21 protein-coding genes are annotated in these 20,518 nt (G+C 43.3%); 5 read left to right on the forward strand and 16 right to left on the reverse strand.

Annotation, left to right across the window (positions count from 1 at the left end; translation table 11 throughout):
* Positions 1 to 81: 81 nt before the first annotated feature.
* The 5 genes from O3655_RS05280 to O3655_RS05300 all read right to left on the reverse strand — a co-directional run bounded on the left by O3655_RS05280 (position 82) and on the right by O3655_RS05300 (position 3,423).
* Positions 82 to 690, reverse strand: coding sequence for a hypothetical protein (locus O3655_RS05280; RefSeq protein ID WP_002879743.1), 609 nt, complete (start codon positions 688 to 690; stop codon positions 82 to 84).
* Positions 691 to 756: 66 nt separating this feature from the next.
* The gene (tsaD, locus tag O3655_RS05285; RefSeq protein ID WP_000655077.1) at positions 757 to 1,767 is read right to left on the reverse strand and encodes a tRNA (adenosine(37)-N6)-threonylcarbamoyltransferase complex transferase subunit TsaD; all 1,011 of its coding nucleotides are present in this window, start codon (positions 1,765 to 1,767) and stop codon (positions 757 to 759) included.
* Positions 1,757 to 2,194, reverse strand: a complete 438-nt coding sequence (gene rimI / locus O3655_RS05290) for a ribosomal protein S18-alanine N-acetyltransferase (protein WP_308697293.1) — start codon at positions 2,192 to 2,194, stop codon at positions 1,757 to 1,759. The genes tsaD and rimI overlap by 11 nt, the downstream gene beginning before the upstream one ends.
* A complete protein-coding gene (gene tsaB / locus O3655_RS05295) occupies positions 2,191 to 2,874 on the reverse strand; it encodes a tRNA (adenosine(37)-N6)-threonylcarbamoyltransferase complex dimerization subunit type 1 TsaB (protein WP_000865685.1) in 684 nt (227 codons plus the stop codon). The genes rimI and tsaB overlap by 4 nt, the downstream gene beginning before the upstream one ends.
* Before the next feature lie 333 nt (positions 2,875 to 3,207).
* Positions 3,208 to 3,423: a hypothetical protein gene (locus O3655_RS05300; protein ID WP_000492029.1), complete on the reverse strand. Its 216-nt coding sequence runs from the start codon at positions 3,421 to 3,423 to the stop codon at positions 3,208 to 3,210.
* Between the two features lie 1,000 nt (positions 3,424 to 4,423).
* Here O3655_RS05300 and O3655_RS05305 point away from each other — a divergent pair.
* The gene (locus tag O3655_RS05305) at positions 4,424 to 4,657 is read left to right on the forward strand and encodes a DNA-dependent RNA polymerase subunit epsilon (RefSeq protein WP_000639582.1); all 234 of its coding nucleotides are present in this window, start codon (positions 4,424 to 4,426) and stop codon (positions 4,655 to 4,657) included.
* 1 nt (position 4,658) lies between these two features.
* Positions 4,659 to 6,338, forward strand: a complete 1,680-nt coding sequence (gene rnjA, locus O3655_RS05310) for a ribonuclease J1 (protein ID WP_000331965.1) — start codon at positions 4,659 to 4,661, stop codon at positions 6,336 to 6,338.
* A gap of 49 nt (positions 6,339 to 6,387) precedes the next feature.
* Here the strand turns inward: rnjA and mnmG are convergent, their stop codons facing one another.
* The 8 genes from mnmG to O3655_RS05350 form a co-directional block, all read right to left on the reverse strand.
* Entirely contained in the window at positions 6,388 to 8,301 is a 1,914-nt protein-coding gene (mnmG, locus tag O3655_RS05315; RefSeq protein ID WP_308697294.1) for a tRNA uridine-5-carboxymethylaminomethyl(34) synthesis enzyme MnmG, read from the reverse strand.
* Positions 8,291 to 8,722: an NUDIX hydrolase gene (locus tag O3655_RS05320; protein WP_000989469.1), complete on the reverse strand. Its 432-nt coding sequence runs from the start codon at positions 8,720 to 8,722 to the stop codon at positions 8,291 to 8,293. The genes mnmG and O3655_RS05320 overlap by 11 nt, the downstream gene beginning before the upstream one ends.
* A gap of 8 nt (positions 8,723 to 8,730) precedes the next feature.
* Positions 8,731 to 9,186: an NUDIX hydrolase gene (locus O3655_RS05325; RefSeq protein WP_251464098.1), complete on the reverse strand. Its 456-nt coding sequence runs from the start codon at positions 9,184 to 9,186 to the stop codon at positions 8,731 to 8,733.
* Positions 9,187 to 9,326: 140 nt separating this feature from the next.
* Positions 9,327 to 10,448, reverse strand: a complete 1,122-nt coding sequence (gene mnmA, locus O3655_RS05330; protein ID WP_001282946.1) for a tRNA 2-thiouridine(34) synthase MnmA — start codon at positions 10,446 to 10,448, stop codon at positions 9,327 to 9,329.
* A gap of 427 nt (positions 10,449 to 10,875) precedes the next feature.
* Positions 10,876 to 12,267 (reverse strand): argininosuccinate lyase, encoded by a 1,392-nt coding sequence (gene argH / locus O3655_RS05335; RefSeq protein ID WP_001125689.1) that lies wholly within the window; start codon positions 12,265 to 12,267, stop codon positions 10,876 to 10,878.
* Between the two features lie 27 nt (positions 12,268 to 12,294).
* Positions 12,295 to 13,491, reverse strand: a complete 1,197-nt coding sequence (locus O3655_RS05340; RefSeq protein WP_308697295.1) for an argininosuccinate synthase — start codon at positions 13,489 to 13,491, stop codon at positions 12,295 to 12,297.
* 15 nt (positions 13,492 to 13,506) lie between these two features.
* Positions 13,507 to 14,313 (reverse strand): ABC transporter substrate-binding protein, encoded by an 807-nt coding sequence (locus O3655_RS05345; protein ID WP_001045248.1) that lies wholly within the window; start codon positions 14,311 to 14,313, stop codon positions 13,507 to 13,509.
* A gap of 277 nt (positions 14,314 to 14,590) precedes the next feature.
* Positions 14,591 to 15,223: a LysM peptidoglycan-binding domain-containing protein gene (locus O3655_RS05350; protein ID WP_049490498.1), complete on the reverse strand. Its 633-nt coding sequence runs from the start codon at positions 15,221 to 15,223 to the stop codon at positions 14,591 to 14,593.
* Positions 15,224 to 15,464: 241 nt separating this feature from the next.
* Here O3655_RS05350 and sdaAB point away from each other — a divergent pair, with 241 nt between their 5' ends.
* From sdaAB to O3655_RS05365, 3 genes are read left to right on the forward strand one after another with little or no spacing between them, the layout of a single operon-like run.
* Complete coding sequence (gene sdaAB, locus O3655_RS05355; protein WP_065371500.1) at positions 15,465 to 16,136, forward strand: L-serine ammonia-lyase, iron-sulfur-dependent subunit beta; 672 nt, start codon at positions 15,465 to 15,467, stop codon at positions 16,134 to 16,136.
* An 8-nt stretch (positions 16,137 to 16,144) separates the two neighbouring features.
* Positions 16,145 to 17,017, forward strand: coding sequence for an L-serine ammonia-lyase, iron-sulfur-dependent, subunit alpha (sdaAA, locus tag O3655_RS05360; protein ID WP_000500029.1), 873 nt, complete (start codon positions 16,145 to 16,147; stop codon positions 17,015 to 17,017).
* 21 nt (positions 17,018 to 17,038) lie between these two features.
* A complete protein-coding gene (locus tag O3655_RS05365) occupies positions 17,039 to 17,668 on the forward strand; it encodes an HAD-IA family hydrolase (RefSeq protein ID WP_308697296.1) in 630 nt (209 codons plus the stop codon).
* Positions 17,669 to 17,756: 88 nt separating this feature from the next.
* Here O3655_RS05365 and O3655_RS05370 read toward each other — a convergent pair whose 3' ends face one another.
* From O3655_RS05370 to O3655_RS05380, 3 genes are all read right to left on the reverse strand, one after another.
* Positions 17,757 to 17,972 (reverse strand): DUF805 domain-containing protein, encoded by a 216-nt coding sequence (locus tag O3655_RS05370; RefSeq protein WP_070569469.1) that lies wholly within the window; start codon positions 17,970 to 17,972, stop codon positions 17,757 to 17,759.
* The gene (locus O3655_RS05375; protein ID WP_070569472.1) at positions 17,947 to 18,369 is read right to left on the reverse strand and encodes a DUF805 domain-containing protein; all 423 of its coding nucleotides are present in this window, start codon (positions 18,367 to 18,369) and stop codon (positions 17,947 to 17,949) included. Before O3655_RS05375 ends, O3655_RS05370 begins: the two co-directional genes overlap by 26 nt.
* A 246-nt stretch (positions 18,370 to 18,615) precedes the next feature.
* A complete protein-coding gene (locus O3655_RS05380; protein ID WP_001035722.1) occupies positions 18,616 to 20,466 on the reverse strand; it encodes a nucleoside-diphosphate sugar epimerase/dehydratase in 1,851 nt (616 codons plus the stop codon).
* Positions 20,467 to 20,518: the final 52 nt, after the last annotated feature.

Here is a 20,518-nt window from a genome sequence, read left to right on the forward strand (position 1 = left end):
GACTATTATAACATATTCAAAGAAGAGAAAAAAGTTTCGGATTCGAAACCTATTGCCAGAAAAAGTGCTGAAGAGGAAGCATCATGGATACATGAGAAATTGATCCACTCGGATAGTATACTTATCGGTTTCTGTGTCTGTAGCATATTTATTTTCTGTTGGATAGACATCCACCCAGAGTTCCCACTGTTGTCCTTTTAACTTGACCTTGTAGCGATAACCGTCATCATAGAGTCCTACTGTATCAGTTGTCATGGACTGGTAATCTGGGAGTTCTTCCAGTTCTTTTTTTACAGTCTGGGATAGATTGTTAAGCACTACTTTCTGCTCCACCTTTGAAGTTACAGGAATATGGACTGCCGCTTCTTCCAAACGATGCGATTTTGAAAATGTAAAGGTTGCTCGACCAGTATAGCCTTTCAAAGTAATCTGCTCATAGTGATAGAAAAGGCGACCTGTTTTATAGAAATACGGGTCTTCTGCACGCCAGGTATCGCGATAGGCCGTTTCCTTTTCTTCCTCCACCTCGCTTGCCTTTCCAAATCTTTCTTCAACAGATTTAGGAGACATACCGAATGAAAGGGATTCAAACAAGACCAGTGGTGTCTTTTTGATATTCTGGCAAGCTGATAAAAGCATGAGTAAAGCTCCAAGAGCAAGCAAACTACTGATTATTTTTGTAAATCTCATATTTCTACTATACAAAAAAAGGTTAGGATCTGTCCAAGATAAAAGAGTCAACCTTAGGCTAACTCTCTATTCCATAGTATCAAAGGCGAGACTTGGTTTGGCGTTGAGGTCCAAGCCCGCAAAGTTTTCTTTATTCCACTCGCTGACGCTAGCATAAGCAATCATCCCTGCATTGTCTCCACAAAGGCGCAGGGGTGGGATGATAACCTTGACATCTGTGATTTCGGTTGCTAGACGTTCTCTGAGCCCTTTATTAGCTGCCACGCCACCGGCCACGACTAGGGTTTTAACAGGATATTTTTCCAAAGCCTTCTTGGTTTTGGCCATAAGAATATCCATGACTGCTGCTTGGAAAGATGCTGACAGGTCTTCCTTGGACAAGCTTTCTCCCTTTTGCTCGGCATTGTGGTGAAGATTGATAAAGGCAGACTTGAGACCTGAGAATGAGAACTCCAAATTGTCTTCCTTAATCATAGCACGAGGAAAGTCATAAATATCCTGCCCCTGATGAGCTAGCTCATCAATTTCGCGACCTGCAGGATAGGTCAAGCCCATGACACGGCCGACCTTATCATAGGCCTCACCAACTGCATCATCCCGCGTTTCCCCAACAATCTTATAATCCCCAGCCTCAGAAACATAGACCAACTCTGTGTGCCCACCACTAACCAAGAGGGCTAGCAAGGGAAACTCCAAAGGCTCAACGCTCTGAGCCGCCATGAGGTGACCAGCCATGTGGTTAACGGGGATCAGCGGAAGTCCATGAGCCCAAGCAAAGGCCTTGGCAGCTGACAAACCAACTAGCAAAGCCCCAACCAATCCAGGTCCATAAGTAACGGCAACGGCTGTTACATCCTCTTCGGTAATTCCTGCTTCTGCTAGAGCCTCCTCGATACAGGCTGTAATGACCTCGACATGGTGACGACTAGCTACTTCTGGCACTACGCCCCCAAAACGTTTGTGGCTCTCAATTTGACTAGCAATGACATTGGACAAGAGCTGGTCGTCGTTTTTTAAGACAGCGACACTGGTCTCGTCACAGGATGTCTCAAATGCTAAAATATATCTATCCTTCATCTATTTCTCTCTTCATGATGATGGCGTCCTCGACTGGGTCATGGTAGTAGGCCTTTCGCTCAGCGATGACCGCCATCTTTTCTTTCTTGTAAAATGCTTGCGCTCGGTGATTTGACTTTCTGACTTCGAGGAAAATCTCCTTGTCTGTCGGCAATGTTGCAAACAAGGCTGATGCTATTTCCTGTCCTTGATAGGCTTTCTTGACAGCGATTTGCAGGACTTCTGCCTCAAAGAGATTCTCCTGCACAGCTAGAAATCCAATCACTTCTGTTCCATCATAAGCTAGAGCGTACCAAGTTTGGTCTTGGGACAGGTCTGCTTGGATTTGTTCCAGCGTCCAAGGACTGACTGGGTAAACAGCTACCATAACAGCATAGATAGCTTGAGCCAAGTCAGCTTGCTGTTGGATTCGTTTGATTTCTATCATAGGCGTTTAATGTAAGACCCGCCAGACTCGGTATGGTTCTTGAGCCAGTTTTCCTCAGCTTCAACACGTTTGAGGTAATTTGGCACAAAGTCGTGCAAGGAGTCTGCTTCCTCGTCCCAGGCCCAAAGAGCTAGATTAGCTGCATTTGGCAAGGTTTCTTGATAGCTAGCTTGAGGTAGTTGTTCTTGGATCTGTTCCACAAAGGCTCCAACTTCTCCGACAAAGGTTACCTGTTCAGCATCCTTGACCTGCTCTAGCACTTCCGCAAAAGACAGGTGCGCTTCTGGAAAGACTGGTTTGGCGTTTTGATAAAATCCTGCATAAACATTGTTGCGACGTGCATCCATGATAGGAACCACCAAGCCTTCTTGTTGGCGTGGCACCAGAGCCAATAGGCTAGACATCCCAACTAACTCAATGTTCAGGGTATGAGCCAAGGTCTTGGCAGTTGCTACCGCAATTCGCAAGCCCGTGTAGCTACCTGGCCCTTCAGCGACCACGATTCGATCCAAATCCTTTGATGTCAAATCTAGACTGGCCATCAAAAAATCAATGGCTGGCATAAGGGTAATACTGTGATTTTTCTTGATATTAATCGTCGTCTCGGCAAGAACCTGCTTGTCCTCTAAAATGGCTAGAGAAAGAGCCTTGCTGGACGTATCAAAAGCTAATACTTTCATAACACATTCCTATCTTTTTGTCTGTTTACTATTATACTACAAAAGCCAGCGCATGGGAATTTTCTTTATTTTGAAACAAAAGTTCCTGCCACTTAAACAAGCAATTCTGCACAAAAAATTCAAAAAAGTTGTAGCTTTTTTGAATAGAAAAGTGAACAAGGAAATTGAAAAGTTCTTTGTAAAAAATTTGGATCAGGCATTTATGTTTCAACTCGATTTTTGATACGAAAGAACATCGTCGTAAAAATAAAGATATCACCTAAAAATAGAAAAAGTCCATCCCATCTATCAAGACGAGGTGGATTTTCTGTATATCTAGAGGAATAATTGACTTTAGGCATTTAAACCAAAGTAGAAAACGAGCCAGACAACATAGGTAACCAGGAGGAGAAAAATTGAATAGAGCGTCACAAAAGCAAGCTTCCAAAGGAACTTTGTTTTGCGGTGTTCCAGATGAACAAACAGGGCATTCCCCCCATAGACACAAGCTACAAAGACTACAAACATCAAGAGGCGAACCCCTACTGCAAATTCAAACAAACTAAACATTCTTAATCCTCCTTTTGGTATTCCTATTTTTATATAAACTGTTGACAATGTTGTTCTATCAATGTTAAAATGTAATTCAACACTGATAGGAAAATCAGGTTGAGTCGTTGACTCTTCGGGTTGCAGTGCTATCCCTGAAACTTTGGTTTCTAAAGAACTGAAATTGCGATTGAACAATTCGCCCCCAGTGTTTGACGGCTCTTGACTTCGGTCAGGAGCTTTTTGATGCTTTTAAAGTTGATTCCCTCAGTAAGTTATAGTAAAGTATAAATATCGAGAGGATAACATAGGGCGACTGGTGACAGAGCGTTCAAAGGTACCAACTTCTGGTACGGGTGTGGGACTGCCCTCAGCTTTGAGCTGTAAAGACCCCTGACTACCATTGGTCCTCTCTTTTTGCTTACTCTTAAATTAAGTGCTTGTCTTTACCTTTTAGTAAGCGCTCCACTCCATGCTATTTCTACATCGTTATACTTATAGATTGACTTCTTAGCCTCATAGATGATAGAATTAAGTAAAGGCTGAGATCGAGTTTGATTTGGTGACAAGTCATTCAAAGGTTGCGATGCATTCGCTTCAGGTAGAGGTGCTGCCATCTGGACTGCTCCAGGAAAATCCCCGAGTTTTGTCTCAGCCTTTTTATTTGCTCTTGAGATTTCTCAAGAGCTTTTTCTTTTTTCAAAGATATCATTCTGTCCCAACCATCCACTCCAACGATTAATGAAACTAGAACTGTATTCTTCCTTAAATCTACTATCTCTTTAGATTCCCCCTTTAATTATAACACCTAAGTGCTCTCCGACCAAATCCTACCTGTCTTTTTGTTCCTTCTTCCCCTCCCGACTTTCTCCATTTCCGTCTTTTACTAATTTTTCATTTTATGGTATAATTGAAATAATTGTAACGAATCAAGGTCAATCTAGACACAAAATGGAATGAAATCAAGCAAATCTCTACTAAAAGTTTGGAATAAGCTGACCTGTAAATAGAAAGGAACTATATGATTTACAAAGTTTTTTATCAAGAAACAAAAGAACGTAGCCCACGTCGTGAAACAACACGCTCACTTTACCTAGACATCGATGCCAACTCAGAACTTGAGGGCCGTATCGCTGCTCGCCAACTTGTCGAAGAAAACCGCCCAGAGTACAACATCGAGTATATCGAACTCTTGTCTGACAAATTGCTAGATTACGAAAAAGAAACTGGCGCTTTCGAGATTACGGAGTTCTAATATGGCCTACACTCTTAAACCTGAAGAAGTCGGCGTTTTTGCCATCGGTGGTCTGGGAGAAATCGGGAAAAACACATACGGAATTGAATACCAAGACGAGATTATCATCGTCGATGCTGGGATTAAATTTCCAGAAGATGACTTGCTGGGTATCGACTACGTTATCCCTGACTACTCTTACATCGTGGACAATATCGACCGCGTCAAGGCTGTTTTGATTACACATGGACACGAGGACCACATCGGTGGGATTCCCTTCCTGCTCAAGCAAGCAAATGTCCCTATCTACGCTGGACCACTTGCCTTGGCTTTGATCCGTGGAAAACTCGAAGAACACGGCCTCTTGCGCAACGCCAAACTTTACGAAATCAACCACAACACTGAGTTGACCTTTAAAAATCTCAAGGCAACTTTCTTTAGAACTACTCACTCCATTCCAGAGCCTTTAGGGATTGTCATTCATACTCCTCAAGGAAAAATCGTCTGTACGGGTGACTTTAAGTTTGACTTTACTCCAGTTGGAGAACCTGCAGACTTGCACCGTATGGCTGCCCTTGGTGAAGAAGGAGTGCTCTGTCTCCTCTCTGACTCGACAAATGCGGAAGTACCAACCTTTACCAACTCTGAAAAAGTCGTTGGCCAGTCCATCATGAAGATTATCCAAGGAATCGAAGGACGTATTATCTTTGCATCCTTTGCCTCAAACATCTTCCGTCTCCAGCAAGCAACAGATGCTGCTGTTAAGACTGGACGCAAGATCGCAGTCTTTGGTCGTTCTATGGAAAAAGCCATTGTCAACGGTATCGAGCTTGGCTACATCAAAGCTCCTAAGGGAACATTTATCGAGCCAAATGAAATCAAAGACTACCCTGCAGGCGAGGTTCTGATCCTCTGTACAGGTAGTCAGGGTGAGCCGATGGCAGCCCTTTCTCGTATCGCTAACGGAACCCACCGTCAGGTGCAACTCCAACCCGGCGATACCGTTATCTTCTCTTCTAGTCCAATCCCTGGAAATACGACTAGCGTCAACAAGCTGATCAATATTATTTCAGAAGCTGGTGTTGAAGTTATCCACGGTAAAATCAACAACATCCACACCTCTGGACACGGTGGTCAGCAAGAGCAAAAACTCATGCTCCGCTTGATTAAACCAAAATACTTCATGCCTGTCCATGGTGAATACCGCATGCAGAAAGTCCACGCTGGACTAGCGGTGGATACTGGTGTTGAGAAGGACAATATCTTTATCATGAGCAATGGTGATGTGCTTGCCCTTACTGCTGACTCAGCTCGTATCGCAGGTCACTTCAATGCCCAAGACATTTATGTCGATGGAAATCGTATCGGTGAAATCGGTGCAGCCGTCCTCAAAGACCGTCGTGATCTATCCGAAGACGGTGTCGTTCTAGCAGTCGCAACTGTTGACTTCAAGTCTAAAATGATCTTGTCTGGTCCAGATATCCTCAGCCGAGGATTTGTCTACATGCGAGAGTCTGGCGACTTGATTCGCCAAAGCCAGCGTATCCTCTTCAATGCCATTCGTATCGCATTGAAAAACAAAGATGCTAGCGTGCAATCTGTCAATGGTGCTATTGTCAACGCCATTCGCCCCTTCCTCTATGAAAATACTGAACGTGAACCGATTATCATCCCGATGATCCTCACACCAGATGAAGAATAATACTCTTCGAAAATCAACAAAACAGCCCCGTCTTCGGAGCTGTTTTTCTCTATGCTTTCTTTTCTTGATTTTTAGAAATACTACGATTTTTACCTTCCAAATACACCATCAAAATGGAAATATCTGCTGGATTTACTCCCGAAATACGGCTAGCTTGGCCGATGGTTTCTGGATTGATGAGTTTAAATTTCTGACGTGCTTCTGTTGCGATCGAGTCAATGTCATCCCAGTCGATGTTAGCTGGAATCCGTTTTTCTTCCATACGTTTCATCTTGGCAACCTGATCCATGGCTTTTGAGATATAGCCTTCGTACTTGATTTCTGTTTCAATCAATTCGATAATCTTGTCATCTAACTCTTCAGCAGCAGGTCCGATAAAGGCCACCACATCTTGGTAAGACACTTCTGGGCGACGAAGGAATTCCTTGGCTGTCACCGCATCTGTCAATGGCTTGAAGCCCATCTCCTCAACCTTAGCATTTGTTTCCTTGACTGGCTTGAGTTTGATACTGTCTAAACGCTTCATTTCATTTTTAAATTGATTTTTCTTGATTTCAAAACGAGCCCAACGTTCATCGTCAACAAGCCCAATCTCGCGCCCCATCTCAGTCAAACGCATATCGGCATTGTCATGACGGAGAATGAGACGGTATTCTGCACGACTGGTCAAGAGACGGTAAGGTTCAATGGTGCCCTTGGTCACCAAGTCGTCAATCATGACCCCGATATAACCGTCACTGCGCTTCAAAATCAATTCAGGCTTGCCTTGGATTTTCAGAGCCGCATTAATACCCGCGATAATCCCTTGGCCAGCAGCTTCTTCGTAACCAGATGTACCATTTGTCTGACCAGCTGTGAAAAGTCCTGAGATTTTCTTGGTTTCTAGTGTCGCACGCAACTGATGAGGCAAGACCATGTCATACTCAATGGCATAACCAGTTCGCATCATCTCAGCATTTTCCAAACCTTTGATGGAATGAACCAAGTCACGTTGGACATCCTCAGGCAGACTGGTTGAAAGTCCTTGGACATAAACTTCCTCTGTATTGCGCCCTTCTGGCTCTAGGAAGAGTTGGTGGCGTTCCTTGTCCGCAAAGCGTACAATCTTGTCCTCAATCGATGGACAGTAACGAGGCCCAACTCCCTTGACCACACCTGTGAACATAGGCGCACGGTGGAGGTTGTTTTGGATAATCTCATGACTGGTACCGTTGGTGTAGGTCAACCAGCATGGCACCTGGTCCTTGACATAGTCCTCATCACGTGAAGTGTAGGAGAAGTGATTTGGCGCTTCATCTCCTGGCTGAATCTCTGTCACATCGTAATTGATAGAGGAAGCCTTGACACGTGGAGGCGTTCCTGTCTTGAAACGACCAATTTCGAGTCCCAGTTCCTTGAGATTGTCAGCAAGGTTAATCGAAGCCAGACTGTGGTTAGGACCTGACGAATACTTGAGGTCTCCGATGATGATTTCCCCACGGAGTGCAGTCCCTGTCGTCACGATAACAGCCTTAGCAGCATATTCTTGATGGGTAGCTGTACGCACACCGACAACCTTACCATCTTCCACCAAAATCTCATCAATCATGGTTTGACGAAGGGTGAGATTCTCTTGATTTTCAACTGTCTTGCGCATCTCCTTAGAGTAAAGCTCCTTGTCAGCCTGCGCACGAAGGGCACGGACAGCTGGACCTTTCCCAGTGTTGAGCATCTTCATCTGGATGTAGGTCTTGTCAATGGTTTTAGCCATTTCACCACCAAGGGCATCCACTTCACGCACGACAATCCCCTTGGCAGAGCCACCGATAGAAGGATTACAAGGCATGAAAGCCAGCATTTCAATGTTGATGGTCGCAAGCAATACCTTGCAGCCCATACGGCTAGCAGCTAGAGATGCCTCCACCCCAGCGTGCCCCGCACCGATTACAATAATATCGTATTCTTCCGTAAAATTATAAGTCATTTCTTAACCTTTCAAAAATTTCTCGCAAATAAGGAACTAACTTCTCCTCCTCTAGAGCTTGATCCAAAGTAACCCATTTAAAGTGTGTATGCTCTTCAGGATCTAATCTGATAATTGGCTTCTCCCCAACCCACTCTGCTTTATAAACTAAGCGAGTAAAAACCTTATCCTTAGAGGTATCCAGTTGACTATCTTCGTGAAGAAGCTTGAGCGAACTGCTATCTAGCCTAACTCCCGCTTCTTCAATGCATTCTCTAAGAGCACCATCTCGCGGAAGTTCACCCTTTTCAACCCCGCCGCCAGGAATATCCCAGTAAGTTGGATAAACGTTGGGTTCTCCTCTTTTAATTTCCGAACGCTGAATGAGTAAATAATCACCACCACTATGAACAAGTACATGGGCAATAAGCTTAACCATCATTTTCTCTCCTATTCCTCAAGATGAATGTGTCTTAGTTGACCGTCCCAATCTGGTAGAGCTGTTTTTAAAAAGGCTGGAACTAGCTGGATATTCTGGAGTTCATCCAAGTCAATCCACTCACAAGGCTGCATTTTTTCGTCTTCCTGCATGGTCAATGGAGCTTCTTCAAGCAAATTCACCCGGTAATGAAACTCGATGTTGTGATAGGAAACACCGTCCTGTTCAAAACGATTTTCAACTACGAAAGCTAGCTGTCCAGCTTGAGCTTTTACACCCAGTTCTTCCCTCACTTCACGGACTACCGCGTCTTCCGTGCTTTCATTGACTTGAATCGCACCGCCAATAGTATAATACTTGCCCTTGGCTTTGGTAACTAGGAGCTTGCCATTTTGGAGAATCAAGGCTGTCGCCCGAACACCAAAAACCGTATTTCCCACTTTTGTCCGAAAGTCTTGTTGAGTCATTTTTATCCTTTCCCTTAAACGACACAAAAACAGTCAAAACTCCAAAGAAGTGCAGGACAAAAAAGCCTGCAACATCCATGAGCTTTGACCATCATTTCTATTGCTTTTATTATTGTAGCAAATTGAGAAAATTTGTCAATCTATATGTACTGACAAACTTGTCCATCGCGGTAGGCATTGTCAATCAAACCGCCACCTAGACACTCTTCGCCATCGTAAAAGACAACTGCCTGCCCGGGTGTGATCGCGCGTTGCGGTTCCGCAAAGATGACCTCTGCCTTGTCTCCTTTGACATGTACTGTCACCTTAGAATCAGGCTGACGGTAGCGGAATTTAGCCGTACACTCTAGCGTAAATTCCTCTGGCATCTCACGAGTAAAATGAACTTGACTGGCTTCTAGGCTGGTTGACATAAGCGAGTCATGGTAGAATCCTTGACCGACATAGAGGATGTTCTTGCTTAGGTCTTTTCCAACAACGAACCAAGGAGCATTGTCACCGCCGTGTTGCCCACCGATACCGAGTCCGCCACGCTGACCAATCGTATAATACATAAGTCCTGCATGCTCGCCCATATCGCGACCATCCACAGTCATCATGCGACCAGGCTGAGCTGGCAGGTAGTTGCTGAGAAAGTTTTTAAAGTTCTTTTCTCCGATAAAGCAAATTCCTGTCGAGTCTTTCTTCTTAGCAGTCGCAAGTCCTGCTTCTTCTGCGAGTCTGCGAACTTCAGGCTTTTCCAAATGTCCCAGTGGGAACATGGTTTTTTGGAGTTGTTCTTGCGAAAGTTGACTGAGGAAATAGGTCTGGTCCTTGCCATTGTCCACGCCACGAAGCATGTGAACAATGCCATCCTCATCACGCGCCACTCGAGCATAATGCCCCGTCGCTACATAGTCTGCACCCAAGGTCATGGCATAGTCCAAAAAGGCCTTGAACTTGATTTCCTTGTTGCACATAACATCTGGATTTGGCGTGCGCCCTGCACGGTATTCCGCTAGGAAATACTCAAAAACGCGGTCCCAGTACTCTTTTTCAAAATTGACAGAGTAGTAAGGAATGCCGATCTGGTCTGCCACCGCAGCCACATCCTTGTAATCTTCGGTCGCCGTACAAACGCCGTTTTCATCTGTGTCATCCCAGTTCTTCATGAAGATACCGATCACATCGTAGCCCTGCTCCTTGAGTAAGAGAGCCGTCACCGACGAATCAACACCACCACTCATCCCCACAACAACACGTGTTTTAGAGTTATCACTCATGGTAAGTCTCCCATCTATTCGTTTATTCATACCCTCAAAATTCTATTTACTAAGACTTTCAATAGAACTTCTTCGAGTATAGTCTTTTCGTTTGCTTTTAGGAGTAAAATGGTCTGGGAGACCATTTTAGCCTATCATCTTAAAATGAAAATATGATAGGCAACGAGTCGCAGGCATAACTCGAGTTCGCTCAATCAGTCTGGGAGACTGATTGAGGTTATAAATCAGACAAGCTCAGCTTGCATCTCATTGCGAGTTAACGACGTAATAAAAGATAAACGAAATGACTAATTCACGATTGAAGGTCGTGTGTGCTTTAACGATTGAAGGTCGCTTGAGCAGTATTCATTATAACACGCTTGGTTGGAGAAGACAAGAAAGAGGCTGATAAATCATCTCAACCTCTCTTTCTTCCTTTGCAAACGAATCAATTTTCCCCTTTAAGTTCTTTCTTCGCTTGTTCTATCTGGTATTTCACTTGCTCAAAGCCGGTTCCTCCTAAGGAATTCCGTCGCTGAACAGCGGTTTCTGGGCGCAAGTAGATATAAATATCTTCTTCAATCAAGGGATGGTAGGTTTGCAACTCCTTCAAATCCCAATCTTGGATATTTTTACTATGCTTGATAGAGTCTAGAACCAATTTTCCTACAATTTCATGCGCTTCTCTAAAGGGAAGACCTTTTTCAGCCAAATAATCTGCCAGTTCGGTCGCATTCGAAAAATCATTCTCTGTAGATTGCTGCATTTTGGCCTTATTAACCTGCATGCTCGATAGCATACCTGCCAGCACATCCAGAGAATTTAAAATCGTTTCTACCGTATCAAACATGCCTTCCTTGTCCTCTTGCAAATCCTTATTATAGGCCAGAGGCAAAGACTTCATGACGGTCAATAGTCCAAGCAAGTGCCCGTAAACCCGTCCTGTCTTCCCTCGAATCAATTCGGCCATATCAGGATTTTTCTTCTGGGGCATGATAGACGAACCCGTTGAAAAGCTATCAGACAAGCTAATGTACTGATACTCAAAACTGCACCAATTGATGATTTCCTCACAGAAACGACTCATATGCATCATCAAAATGCTGGCGTTTGACAGAAATTCTAAGATGAAATCACGGTCACTCACTGCGTCCAAGGAATTGGTATAGGGTTGTTGGAAACCCAGTAAATCACTCGATAATTGACGATCGATTGGAAAAGTTGTCCCCGCCAATGCAGCCGCACCCAGGGGCGATAGGTCTGTATGTTTCAAGTTAAATGCAAAGCGTTCGCTGTCCCTTTGAAACATATTGTAATAAGCCATGAGATGATGGGCAAAACTAATCGGTTGGGCGTGTTGCAAATGAGTATAGCCTGGCATGATGGTTTCCACATGTTTTTCAGCCAAATCCAGCAAAACACTGTTCAGATTCGCCAACTTATCCAAAACATGCCCAAGCTGCTCCTTTAGATATAAGTGCATATCCGTTGCGACTTGGTCATTCCGAGAACGAGCCGTATGTAGTTTCCCAGCCAGAGGACCGATTTTCTCTGTCAGCAACACTTCCATATTCATATGAATATCTTCATTTGCAATATCAAAATGAAGCTCTCCTGCCTCTAAATCTCGCAACAAAGCTTGCAGACCATCTTGGATCTGCTCTGCCTCTTCCAAGCTTAAAATGCCAGTCTGTCCTAGCATTTGAACATGAGCTAAGGAACCCATCAAATCAAATTTTGCCAGCTGGTGGTCAAAGGAAATACTCGCACCGAACTGTTCTACCCAATCTTCCACAGTGCCTTCAAATCGACCACCCCATAATTTTGTATTTTTCGGCATATCCTGTCGTCCCTTTCTATCGCATCACTACTCAACATTTTTCTGAACTTCTGAATAAACCTTAGTCGGAAGCCCCCAAAGCTTGATAAATCCAACAGCCGCATCTTGGTCAAAAGTATCCGCACTGGTATAGGTCGCCAAGTTTTCATCGTAAAGAGAATTTGGAGATTTCCGAGCCACTACCTGAGCATTCCCCTTATAGAGTTTAACTTTTGCAGTTCCATTGACAACTTTCTGTGTCTCCTTGATATAGGCTATCAAAGCCTGAGTTGCTGGGCTAAACCACAGGGCATTATAGATGAGATTGGACAACTCATTTTCGATAATAGGTTTGAAATGAGCCACTTCTCTCACAAGAGTCAAGTCTTCAATCTCCTTATGAGCTACCAATAAAGTCACAGCACCTGGGCACTCATAAATCTCTCTTGACTTAATACCGACTAGGCGATTTTCCACATGGTCAATACGACCGACCCCATGTTTTCCGGCAATTTCATTGAGCTTTTGAATCAAAGCCGCCACTTTCATCTTCTCACCATTGAGGGAGATGGGCACCCCGCAGCTAAACTCAATGTCAATAAATTCTGGACTGTCTGGTGCCTCTTCTGGCGAAGATGTGATTCCAAATGCTTCTTCTGGCGCTTGGTTCCAAGGATTTTCCAAGACACCACATTCATTTGCACGTCCCCAAAGATTTTGATCGACAGAGTAAGGATTGTCAAGGTCAGCTGGAACTGGGACGCCATTTTCTTTGGCATATTGGATTTCTTCTTCACGTGACCATTTCCACTCACGAACAGGCGCAACTACCTTTAGATTGGGAGCCAAAGCTGCGATAGAGACTTCAAACCGAACTTGGTCGTTTCCCTTACCTGTACAACCATGGGCAATTGTCGTTGCCCCCGTCTGATGAGCTATTTCAACAAGTTTTTTTGAAATAAGAGGGCGACTCAGAGCAGATACCAAGGGATACTTTTGTTCATAGTAGGCATGTGCCTGAAGGGCCACTAAAACATAGTCATTAGCGAATTCTTCCTTAACATCAATGACATAAGACTCTACAGCCCCAACCTTGAGAGCTTTATCGTGGATGAACTCCAAATCTTTTCCTTCACCCACATCCATACAAACAGCGATCACATCATAGTCTTTTTTTAACCATGTAATAGCAACTGATGTATCCAATCCACCTGAATAGGCTAAAATGACCTTTTCCTTACTCATTTCTCTTCCTTCTTTCTATTTTTCGATAGAGGCTTTAAAAGCATCGTCAATCAATTTGTCCAACTCCCCAGAATCCTTCAACTTCTGGATGGTTTTGTCAACCGCCTCTTTTAATTCTTTACTGTCTTTTTTCATCGCAACAGCGTAGGAATCTTCTTTATCATTGTCAAAATCAAACTCAGCGATGGCTAGGTCTGGATTATTCTCTACAAATCCTTTCGCCACTGGTTCCTCAAAGATAACCGCATCTAGTTGCCCTGATTTCAAATCTGTTATCAAATTTCCATTTTTAGGAAGTGAAACGAGAGAAGAATCCTGCAAAGTTTCTTTGGCCAGAGTTTCCTGGATAGAACCTTTCTGCGCTCCAACCTTTTTCTGAGCCAAATCCTTGACTGATTGGTAATTCGTTAATTCAGCTTTCCTTACGATAACCTTATTTTTCGAAGTGTAGTAGGGAATTGAAAAATCGTAAACTTGACTTCTCTCTTCCGTTTTAGAAACACCTGATATGGCAAGATCGGCCTTGCCTGAATCAAGACTAGCCAGTACATTATCAAAACTCATTGGAGAGAACTCCACTTCTACACCTAGTTCCTTTGCGATGGCTTTGGCTAGCTCAACATCTGAACCTACAATCTGATTTTTCCCATCAACCAATTTCTGGTATTCAAATGGAGCAAACTCTGGATTTAGGGCCACCACCAATTTTCCTTTAGCCTTAATGGCTTCAACACCTTGGGATTGAGTGTTACTACAAGCAAATAATAAGGGAAACATAAGCAAACCAAACATCGTCATCAACACCTTCTTCACTTTATTCATAGAAGAGCCTCCTTTTATTTTTATACTTTATTATTGTATAAATAATACTCTTATCATCCTCGTTTGTCAAGGAAAAACTGTATTTTATTTCATTTAAATCAAGAAAAAGCTTATTATATGATATATTTTTACATATAATAAGCTTATTTATACCATTTGAGTTTTAAAACAATTTGAAGAATTTAGTCGAAATTATACAAACAGAGCATTACTGAGAAGATCATTACACTTTTTGTTATAGGGAAACAAAAAAGAGCCCTAAAGGACTCTTGTATTCTTAATACCAACCGTTGTTAAGCCAGAAGTTCTTGGCAGCTGTCCATGAACCGTAACGTCCTGCAACGTAGGCATCTGCTACACGTTCTTGGTTTTCAGCTGAGTAGTCACCGTTCAAGTATGAATCTGTCAATTGGTAACGTCCGATGTAACGTCCGTTTGTAGCAGTGTAGCTACCGCCTGATTCTTTTTGAGCGATCCATTCTTTGGCTTCTGCTTCAGAACCACTTACAGTAGAAGCTGCTGCAGTGTTGCTTTCTGCTGCTGGAGCTGCTGGAGTTGCAGGTGCAGCTGGGGCCTCATAGGTTGTTGTTGCTGCTGGAGCTTCTTCAACTGTTTCTGTAGCTACTGGAGCTGTTTCTTCCGTTGTTGCTGCTGTAGCTACAGTTGAAGCTGTTCCTTCGATAACCAAAACTTGGTCAACATAGATAAGGTGAATATCTTTGATGTTGTTTTTTGCTGCCAATTTTTCAACAGTTGTGTTGTACTTCTCAGCGATTTCTGAAAGAGTATCACCTGATTTAACTGTGTAAGTTACAGTTTCTTGGGCAGATGCAAGTGATGGAGCAAAGAAAGCAAGCAAAGCTGCTACTCCTGCGATAGTTGTTTTGATTTTTTTAGTTGTTAATGTCATATCTAAAAATTCTCCTTCCATTGGATATATCTATGATACCTTTTAAATGTTACCGTTGTTTAACGGTTTTATGTAGAAATATTACAAAAATGTTTTATATTTACCGTTTTAAGGAGGTTTTTGTCACAAAAGACCTTATTTTATACTATCTTTAATCATTTTAAGCTTTTGATAAGGGAAATAAGCGCAGAGGTCCATTCTTTGATATAATAGATATAAGAATCTTTGTAAGGGGAAACAGATGCACTCACTTCGTTTTCAATCTGTCTTTGACATTATCGGACCAGTTATGATTGGGCCATCAAGTAGCCATACTGCTGGAGCTGTTCGCATCGGGAAAATCGTCTCTTCCATCTTTGATGATACGCCGACAGAAGTCGAATTCCAATTATTTAACTCATTTGCCAAGACCTACCGTGGTCATGGAACTGACCTTGCTCTCGTCGCTGGTATATTAGGTATGGATACGGATGATCCCAACATTCCAAATAGCCTAGAGATTGCCCATAAACGTGGTATTAAGATTGTCTGGACCATTCAGAAAGATAGCAACGCTCCTCATCCTAATACCACTAAAATTACTGTGAAAAATGAACACAAGTCCATCAGTGTGACAGGAATTTCCATCGGTGGGGGAAATATCCAAGTTACGGAACTTAACGGCTTTGCTGTTTCTCTCAACATGAACACACCGACCATCATCATCGTGCATCAGGATGTTCCGGGTATGATTGCCCATGTCACTGAAGCCCTCTCTCGTTTCGATATCAACATCGCGCAGATGAATGTGACTCGAGAAAAAGCTGGGGAAAAAGCCATCATGATTATCGAAGTCGATAGTCGAAGTTGCGAAGAGGCGATTAAAGAAATCCGAAAAATCCCTCATCTCCACAATGTCAATTTCTTTAAGTAGGAGGAAACATGTTTTATTCTATCAAAGAATTGGTCGAGCAAGCGGATCTAGACTTCCAAGGAAATGTCGCAGAACTCATGATTGCGACAGAATATCAACTAACCGGTCGGGAACGCCCAGAAGTTCTCCTCCTCATGGAACGCAATCTAGAAGTCATGAAAGCCTCTGTCGAGCTCGGTCTCAGTGAAAACAAATCCCGTAGTGGCCTAACGGGCGGAGACGCGGCCAAACTAGACCGCCATCTCAAAAGTGGCAAAGCCTTGTCGGACTTTACCATCCTATCAGCAGCCCGTAATGCCATCGCGGTCAATGAACACAATGCGAAGATGGGCTTGGTCTGCGCTACTCCAACCGCAGGAAGTGCCGGCTGTCTGCCAGCCGTTCTCACTGCTGCTATCCAAAAACTTGACCTCAGCCACGAAGAACAGCTAGATTTCCTCTTTGCTGCTGGTGCCTTTGGACTAGTCATCGCAAACAATGCCTCTATCTCAGGCGCTGAAGGTGGCTGTCAGGCCGAAGTTGGCTCTGCCTCTGCCATGAGTGCCGCAGCCTTGACCTTGGCTGCAGGTGGAAGCCCCTATCAGGCTAGCCAAGCCATCGCCTTTGTCATTAAAAATATGCTAGGCCTCATCTGCGACCCCGTCGCTGGTTTGGTTGAAGTTCCCTGTGTCAAACGAAATGCCATGGGAGCTAGCTTTGCCTTTATCGCAGCAGACATGGCCTTGGCAGGTATCGAGTCTAAGATCCCTGTTGACGAAGTCATCGATGCCATGTACCAAGTCGGATCGAGCCTCCCAACTGCCTTTCGTGAAACAGCTGAGGGTGGACTTGCCGCTACACCTACTGGTCGTCGCCTACAAAAAGAAATCTTCGGAGAATAAGTTTATCTGTTAGGAGAAATCATGCCCTCTATCTCAGCTATCTTTTTTGATCTAGACGGAACCCTAGTTGACAGTTCCCTCGGTATCCACAATGCCTTTACCCATACCTTTAAAGAGCTAGGAGTTCCAAGCCCTGATGCCAAAACCATTCGTGGTTTTATGGGACCGCCCCTTGAAAGTAGTTTTGCAACATGTCTTCCCAAGGAGCAAATCTCGGAAGCCGTTCAAATCTATCGTTCTTACTACAAGAAAAAAGGAATCCACGAAGCGCAACTCTTCCCCCAAATAACGGAATTACTCCAAGAACTTTCACAAAACTACCCTCTCTACATCACTACAACAAAGAATACTCCTACTGCTCATGATATGACTAAAAATCTGGGAATCCATCATTTCTTTGATGGCATTTACGGTTCTAGTCCTGAAACGCCACACAAGGCGGATGTCATCCGTTACGCCTTGCAAACGCATCAACTCCCTGCAGACCAAGTCCTCATCATTGGGGATACCAAGTTTGATATGATCGGAGCTCAAGAAACTGGCATTAAAAAGTTTGCTGTTACTTGGGGATTTGGAGAAGAGGCTGATTTGCTCAGCTATCAACCTGACTGGATTGCCCGTACCATTGATGATATCATTAGCCAACTCTAACCATACAAAAATACTCCTAACACTAGTGAACTAGGTTGAGGAGTATTTTTTTATATCTTGTTACTATCAGAAGGAATCAACTCCATGCTTAAGCAGTAATTTGATCCTGTTCTTCAGTATCTGTATCTTCATCCTTCTTACTTGGCCAAGCAAGCATGACAATAAGAGCAATCGGTCCAGCAATAGGAACCAAAGCAATGAAGATAAAGGCCCAGTGGAAACCAGCGTCTCGTAAGCAGCGAAGCGACTCAGACGTTTTTAAATAGAGTAAAAATATCTTAATATTTTCGTACCATTTCTTCAAACCGAGAGTCTTCCGTATTCTCTTTATCTTTTTCACTATTCTCTATCACTTTTTCTCCAAATCGTTGACTTGGCATAGCGAGCATAACGAGCAGTGTTATTGCACCCAAAGGAACAAATACAATAAAGATATAGGCCCAATGGATACCCACATCTCGTAAGCGACGTACTATCAGTGCTAGTAGAGGAACAAACTCTACTATAAACAAAATAATACACATACTGAAGACCGCAATATTCCTAATGGCTTTATCAGATTCTAATCCCGTGAACAGCGAGTAGTAGGCGGGCAAGAAAATTACCATATTTAGCAGCCAAACCCACCAAAATTCTGGACGTGTGGAACGACCAGAAAAATTTGCATAGCCTTTGAAAAAACTCCTAATAGCACTCAGCATACAAAAAATCTCCTTTTGATTTTAATACTTATTTTGCAAAGTTATGTTACCAGCTTAAAATAGAGGTAGTTTTTAGATTGTCTGAAATCACTCTCCTGATAGATCACATAACATCGTCCCTTGAATAGTTGCGCTTATTAATCCTTTGAAAGAGACGATGTTTTCTACTCTCTATTTATAAAAACCAGCTTTCTGATTTCCTCAGAAAACTGGCGATAGTTGTTTCATTATGAAGGGGATACACTCTTACTCAGCATGAGTTGTCTCATTCGCAAAGGAAATAATCGCTTCTTTAAGCTCATCTCCGCTGAGTGAACGGAACTCTTCAATCTTTTGATCGATGGCTTCTAGAGGCATGACATTTACCTTACCAACGAAAATCTTGTCCATGACTTGGTTATCAACCAATTCGGTCGAAACCAAGAGTTCTTCATAGAGTTTTTCTCCTGGGCGGATACCGACCTCAACGATTGGAATTTCACTTTCAGTGTGTCCGCTTAGAAGAACCATTTTCTTAGCCAAGTCATAGATCTTAACTGGTTTACCCATATCGAGGATAAAGACTTCTCCGTCCTTGGCATAAGCCCCAGCATGGATTACTAGACGGCTAGCCTCTGGAATGGTCATAAAGTAACGTGTCATTCGGAAGTCTGTTACTGTTACAGGACCGCCTTCAGCAATCTGACGTTCAAAGACAGGAATCACGCTACCACGACTACCCAGAACATTTCCAAAACGGACTGCACAGTAGGTTGATTTGCTACGTTGGTTAAAACCAGTGACAATCAATTCTGCCACGCGCTTAGTGGCACCCATAACATTGGGTGGATTGACCGCCTTGTCAGTCGAAATCATGACCATCTTAGGTACTTTGGCTGCATCAACAGCCTTGGCAACATTGTAGGTTCCGAGAATATTGTTCTTGAAGGCTTCTTTTGGATTGCGCTCCATCATCGGAACGTGTTTGTGGGCTGCAGCATGGTAAACAATGGCTGGTTTGTACTGCTCAAACACCTGCAAAAGACGGTCATAGTCCTGAATATCTGCAATAACAGGAACATAATCAATCCCTTGGAATGTACGGATCAATTCATGATAAACGAGATAGATTGAGTTTTCACCATGTCCAAGCAAGACAATACGCTCGGGATTGAAGCGACTAACCTGGCGACAAATCTCCGAACCAATCGAACCACCAGCTCCTGTCACCAAGATGGTCTTGCCTGTAATCTCAGTACCCAGACGCGATTCGTCGAGACGAATTTCCTGACGGCCCAAAAGGTCTGTGATATCAATTTTCTGGAAACCACTGCCTGGTTGATGGAGTCCTTGAACGACTGTCTCAACCTTAGGCATCTTGTAACATTTGACGCCTAGCTTATTACACATCTGCAAGATGCGTTCGTACTCTGATGGGTCAAGCGAAGGGATCGCTACGATAACACGCTCGATTTGGTGACGTTTAGCTAATTCAGGCAGATTATCATAAGAGCCTAAAACTGGGATTCCACCTAGTTTTTGTCCCTTTTTCTTTTCATCGTTATCCAAAATCCCCACTAGCTCAAGGTCGCTAGTTGGGTGTTGGTAGCTGTTCATAAAGAGGGCACCACCATCACCAGCACCAATCAAGAAGGTCCGACGGTGTTCTCCATCTCCACTACCTTTTTTACGTTTAGAATAAATCAACTGCCAAGTGATACGAGGAAGCAAGATAAGGAAGGTACTCAACAAAATGAAGAGTACGATGAAACGGATAGAAAACAATGGAAGGAAGGCATAGCAGATTCCATAAGAAAGAACACTGCTGAGCATCACTCCGAAAAAGATTTTCATGAAATCCGTAATCTTGCTATAACGACTGATACTAGCATTTAGCCCCCAAAACGCAATCATGATTTGATAGAGGAGGAAGGCTAAAAGAGTGTAGATCACGTAATCCACAGGCGCAGGATTTATAAGGCCATAAAACAAGATATAAGATACGATGATGGAAACCACCATACTCAGAATATCGAATATCCCCCAAAACACTTGTTTTTGCTGTTTATTTAAAATTTCAACCAGATCAATCACATAATCTGTTAGTTTTTTATTCATAGGAATTTACTCCCCCTTAAAAGAGTCAGATGATACTGTTGTTATGATAGCC

The sequence above is a fragment of the Streptococcus sp. 27098_8_70 genome (genome assembly GCF_041432215.1).
Classification (GTDB): domain Bacteria; phylum Bacillota; class Bacilli; order Lactobacillales; family Streptococcaceae; genus Streptococcus; species Streptococcus oralis_CP.

What these genes read in the sequence shown, in the direction of transcription:
- O3655_RS05280 (WP_002879743.1), bottom strand. Translation starts at nt 690, where the DNA reads ATGAGATTTACAAAAATAATCAGTAGTTTGCTTGCTCTTGGAGCTTTA.
- tsaD (WP_000655077.1), bottom strand. Translation starts at nt 1,767, where the DNA reads ATGAAGGATAGATATATTTTAGCATTTGAGACATCCTGTGACGAGACC.
- rimI (WP_308697293.1), bottom strand. Translation starts at nt 2,194, where the DNA reads ATGATAGAAATCAAACGAATCCAACAGCAAGCTGACTTGGCTCAAGCT.
- tsaB (WP_000865685.1), bottom strand. Translation starts at nt 2,874, where the DNA reads ATGAAAGTATTAGCTTTTGATACGTCCAGCAAGGCTCTTTCTCTAGCC.
- O3655_RS05300 (WP_000492029.1), bottom strand. Translation starts at nt 3,423, where the DNA reads ATGTTTAGTTTGTTTGAATTTGCAGTAGGGGTTCGCCTCTTGATGTTT.
- O3655_RS05305 (WP_000639582.1), top strand. Translation starts at nt 4,424, where the DNA reads ATGATTTACAAAGTTTTTTATCAAGAAACAAAAGAACGTAGCCCACGT.
- rnjA (WP_000331965.1), top strand. Translation starts at nt 4,659, where the DNA reads ATGGCCTACACTCTTAAACCTGAAGAAGTCGGCGTTTTTGCCATCGGT.
- mnmG (WP_308697294.1), bottom strand. Translation starts at nt 8,301, where the DNA reads ATGACTTATAATTTTACGGAAGAATACGATATTATTGTAATCGGTGCG.
- O3655_RS05320 (WP_000989469.1), bottom strand. Translation starts at nt 8,722, where the DNA reads ATGATGGTTAAGCTTATTGCCCATGTACTTGTTCATAGTGGTGGTGAT.
- O3655_RS05325 (WP_251464098.1), bottom strand. Translation starts at nt 9,186, where the DNA reads ATGACTCAACAAGACTTTCGGACAAAAGTGGGAAATACGGTTTTTGGT.
- mnmA (WP_001282946.1), bottom strand. Translation starts at nt 10,448, where the DNA reads ATGAGTGATAACTCTAAAACACGTGTTGTTGTGGGGATGAGTGGTGGT.
- argH (WP_001125689.1), bottom strand. Translation starts at nt 12,267, where the DNA reads ATGCCGAAAAATACAAAATTATGGGGTGGTCGATTTGAAGGCACTGTG.
- O3655_RS05340 (WP_308697295.1), bottom strand. Translation starts at nt 13,491, where the DNA reads ATGAGTAAGGAAAAGGTCATTTTAGCCTATTCAGGTGGATTGGATACA.
- O3655_RS05345 (WP_001045248.1), bottom strand. Translation starts at nt 14,313, where the DNA reads ATGAATAAAGTGAAGAAGGTGTTGATGACGATGTTTGGTTTGCTTATG.
- O3655_RS05350 (WP_049490498.1), bottom strand. Translation starts at nt 15,223, where the DNA reads ATGACATTAACAACTAAAAAAATCAAAACAACTATCGCAGGAGTAGCA.
- sdaAB (WP_065371500.1), top strand. Translation starts at nt 15,465, where the DNA reads ATGCACTCACTTCGTTTTCAATCTGTCTTTGACATTATCGGACCAGTT.
- sdaAA (WP_000500029.1), top strand. Translation starts at nt 16,145, where the DNA reads ATGTTTTATTCTATCAAAGAATTGGTCGAGCAAGCGGATCTAGACTTC.
- O3655_RS05365 (WP_308697296.1), top strand. Translation starts at nt 17,039, where the DNA reads ATGCCCTCTATCTCAGCTATCTTTTTTGATCTAGACGGAACCCTAGTT.
- O3655_RS05375 (WP_070569472.1), bottom strand. Translation starts at nt 18,369, where the DNA reads ATGCTGAGTGCTATTAGGAGTTTTTTCAAAGGCTATGCAAATTTTTCT.
- O3655_RS05380 (WP_001035722.1), bottom strand. Translation starts at nt 20,466, where the DNA reads ATGAATAAAAAACTAACAGATTATGTGATTGATCTGGTTGAAATTTTA.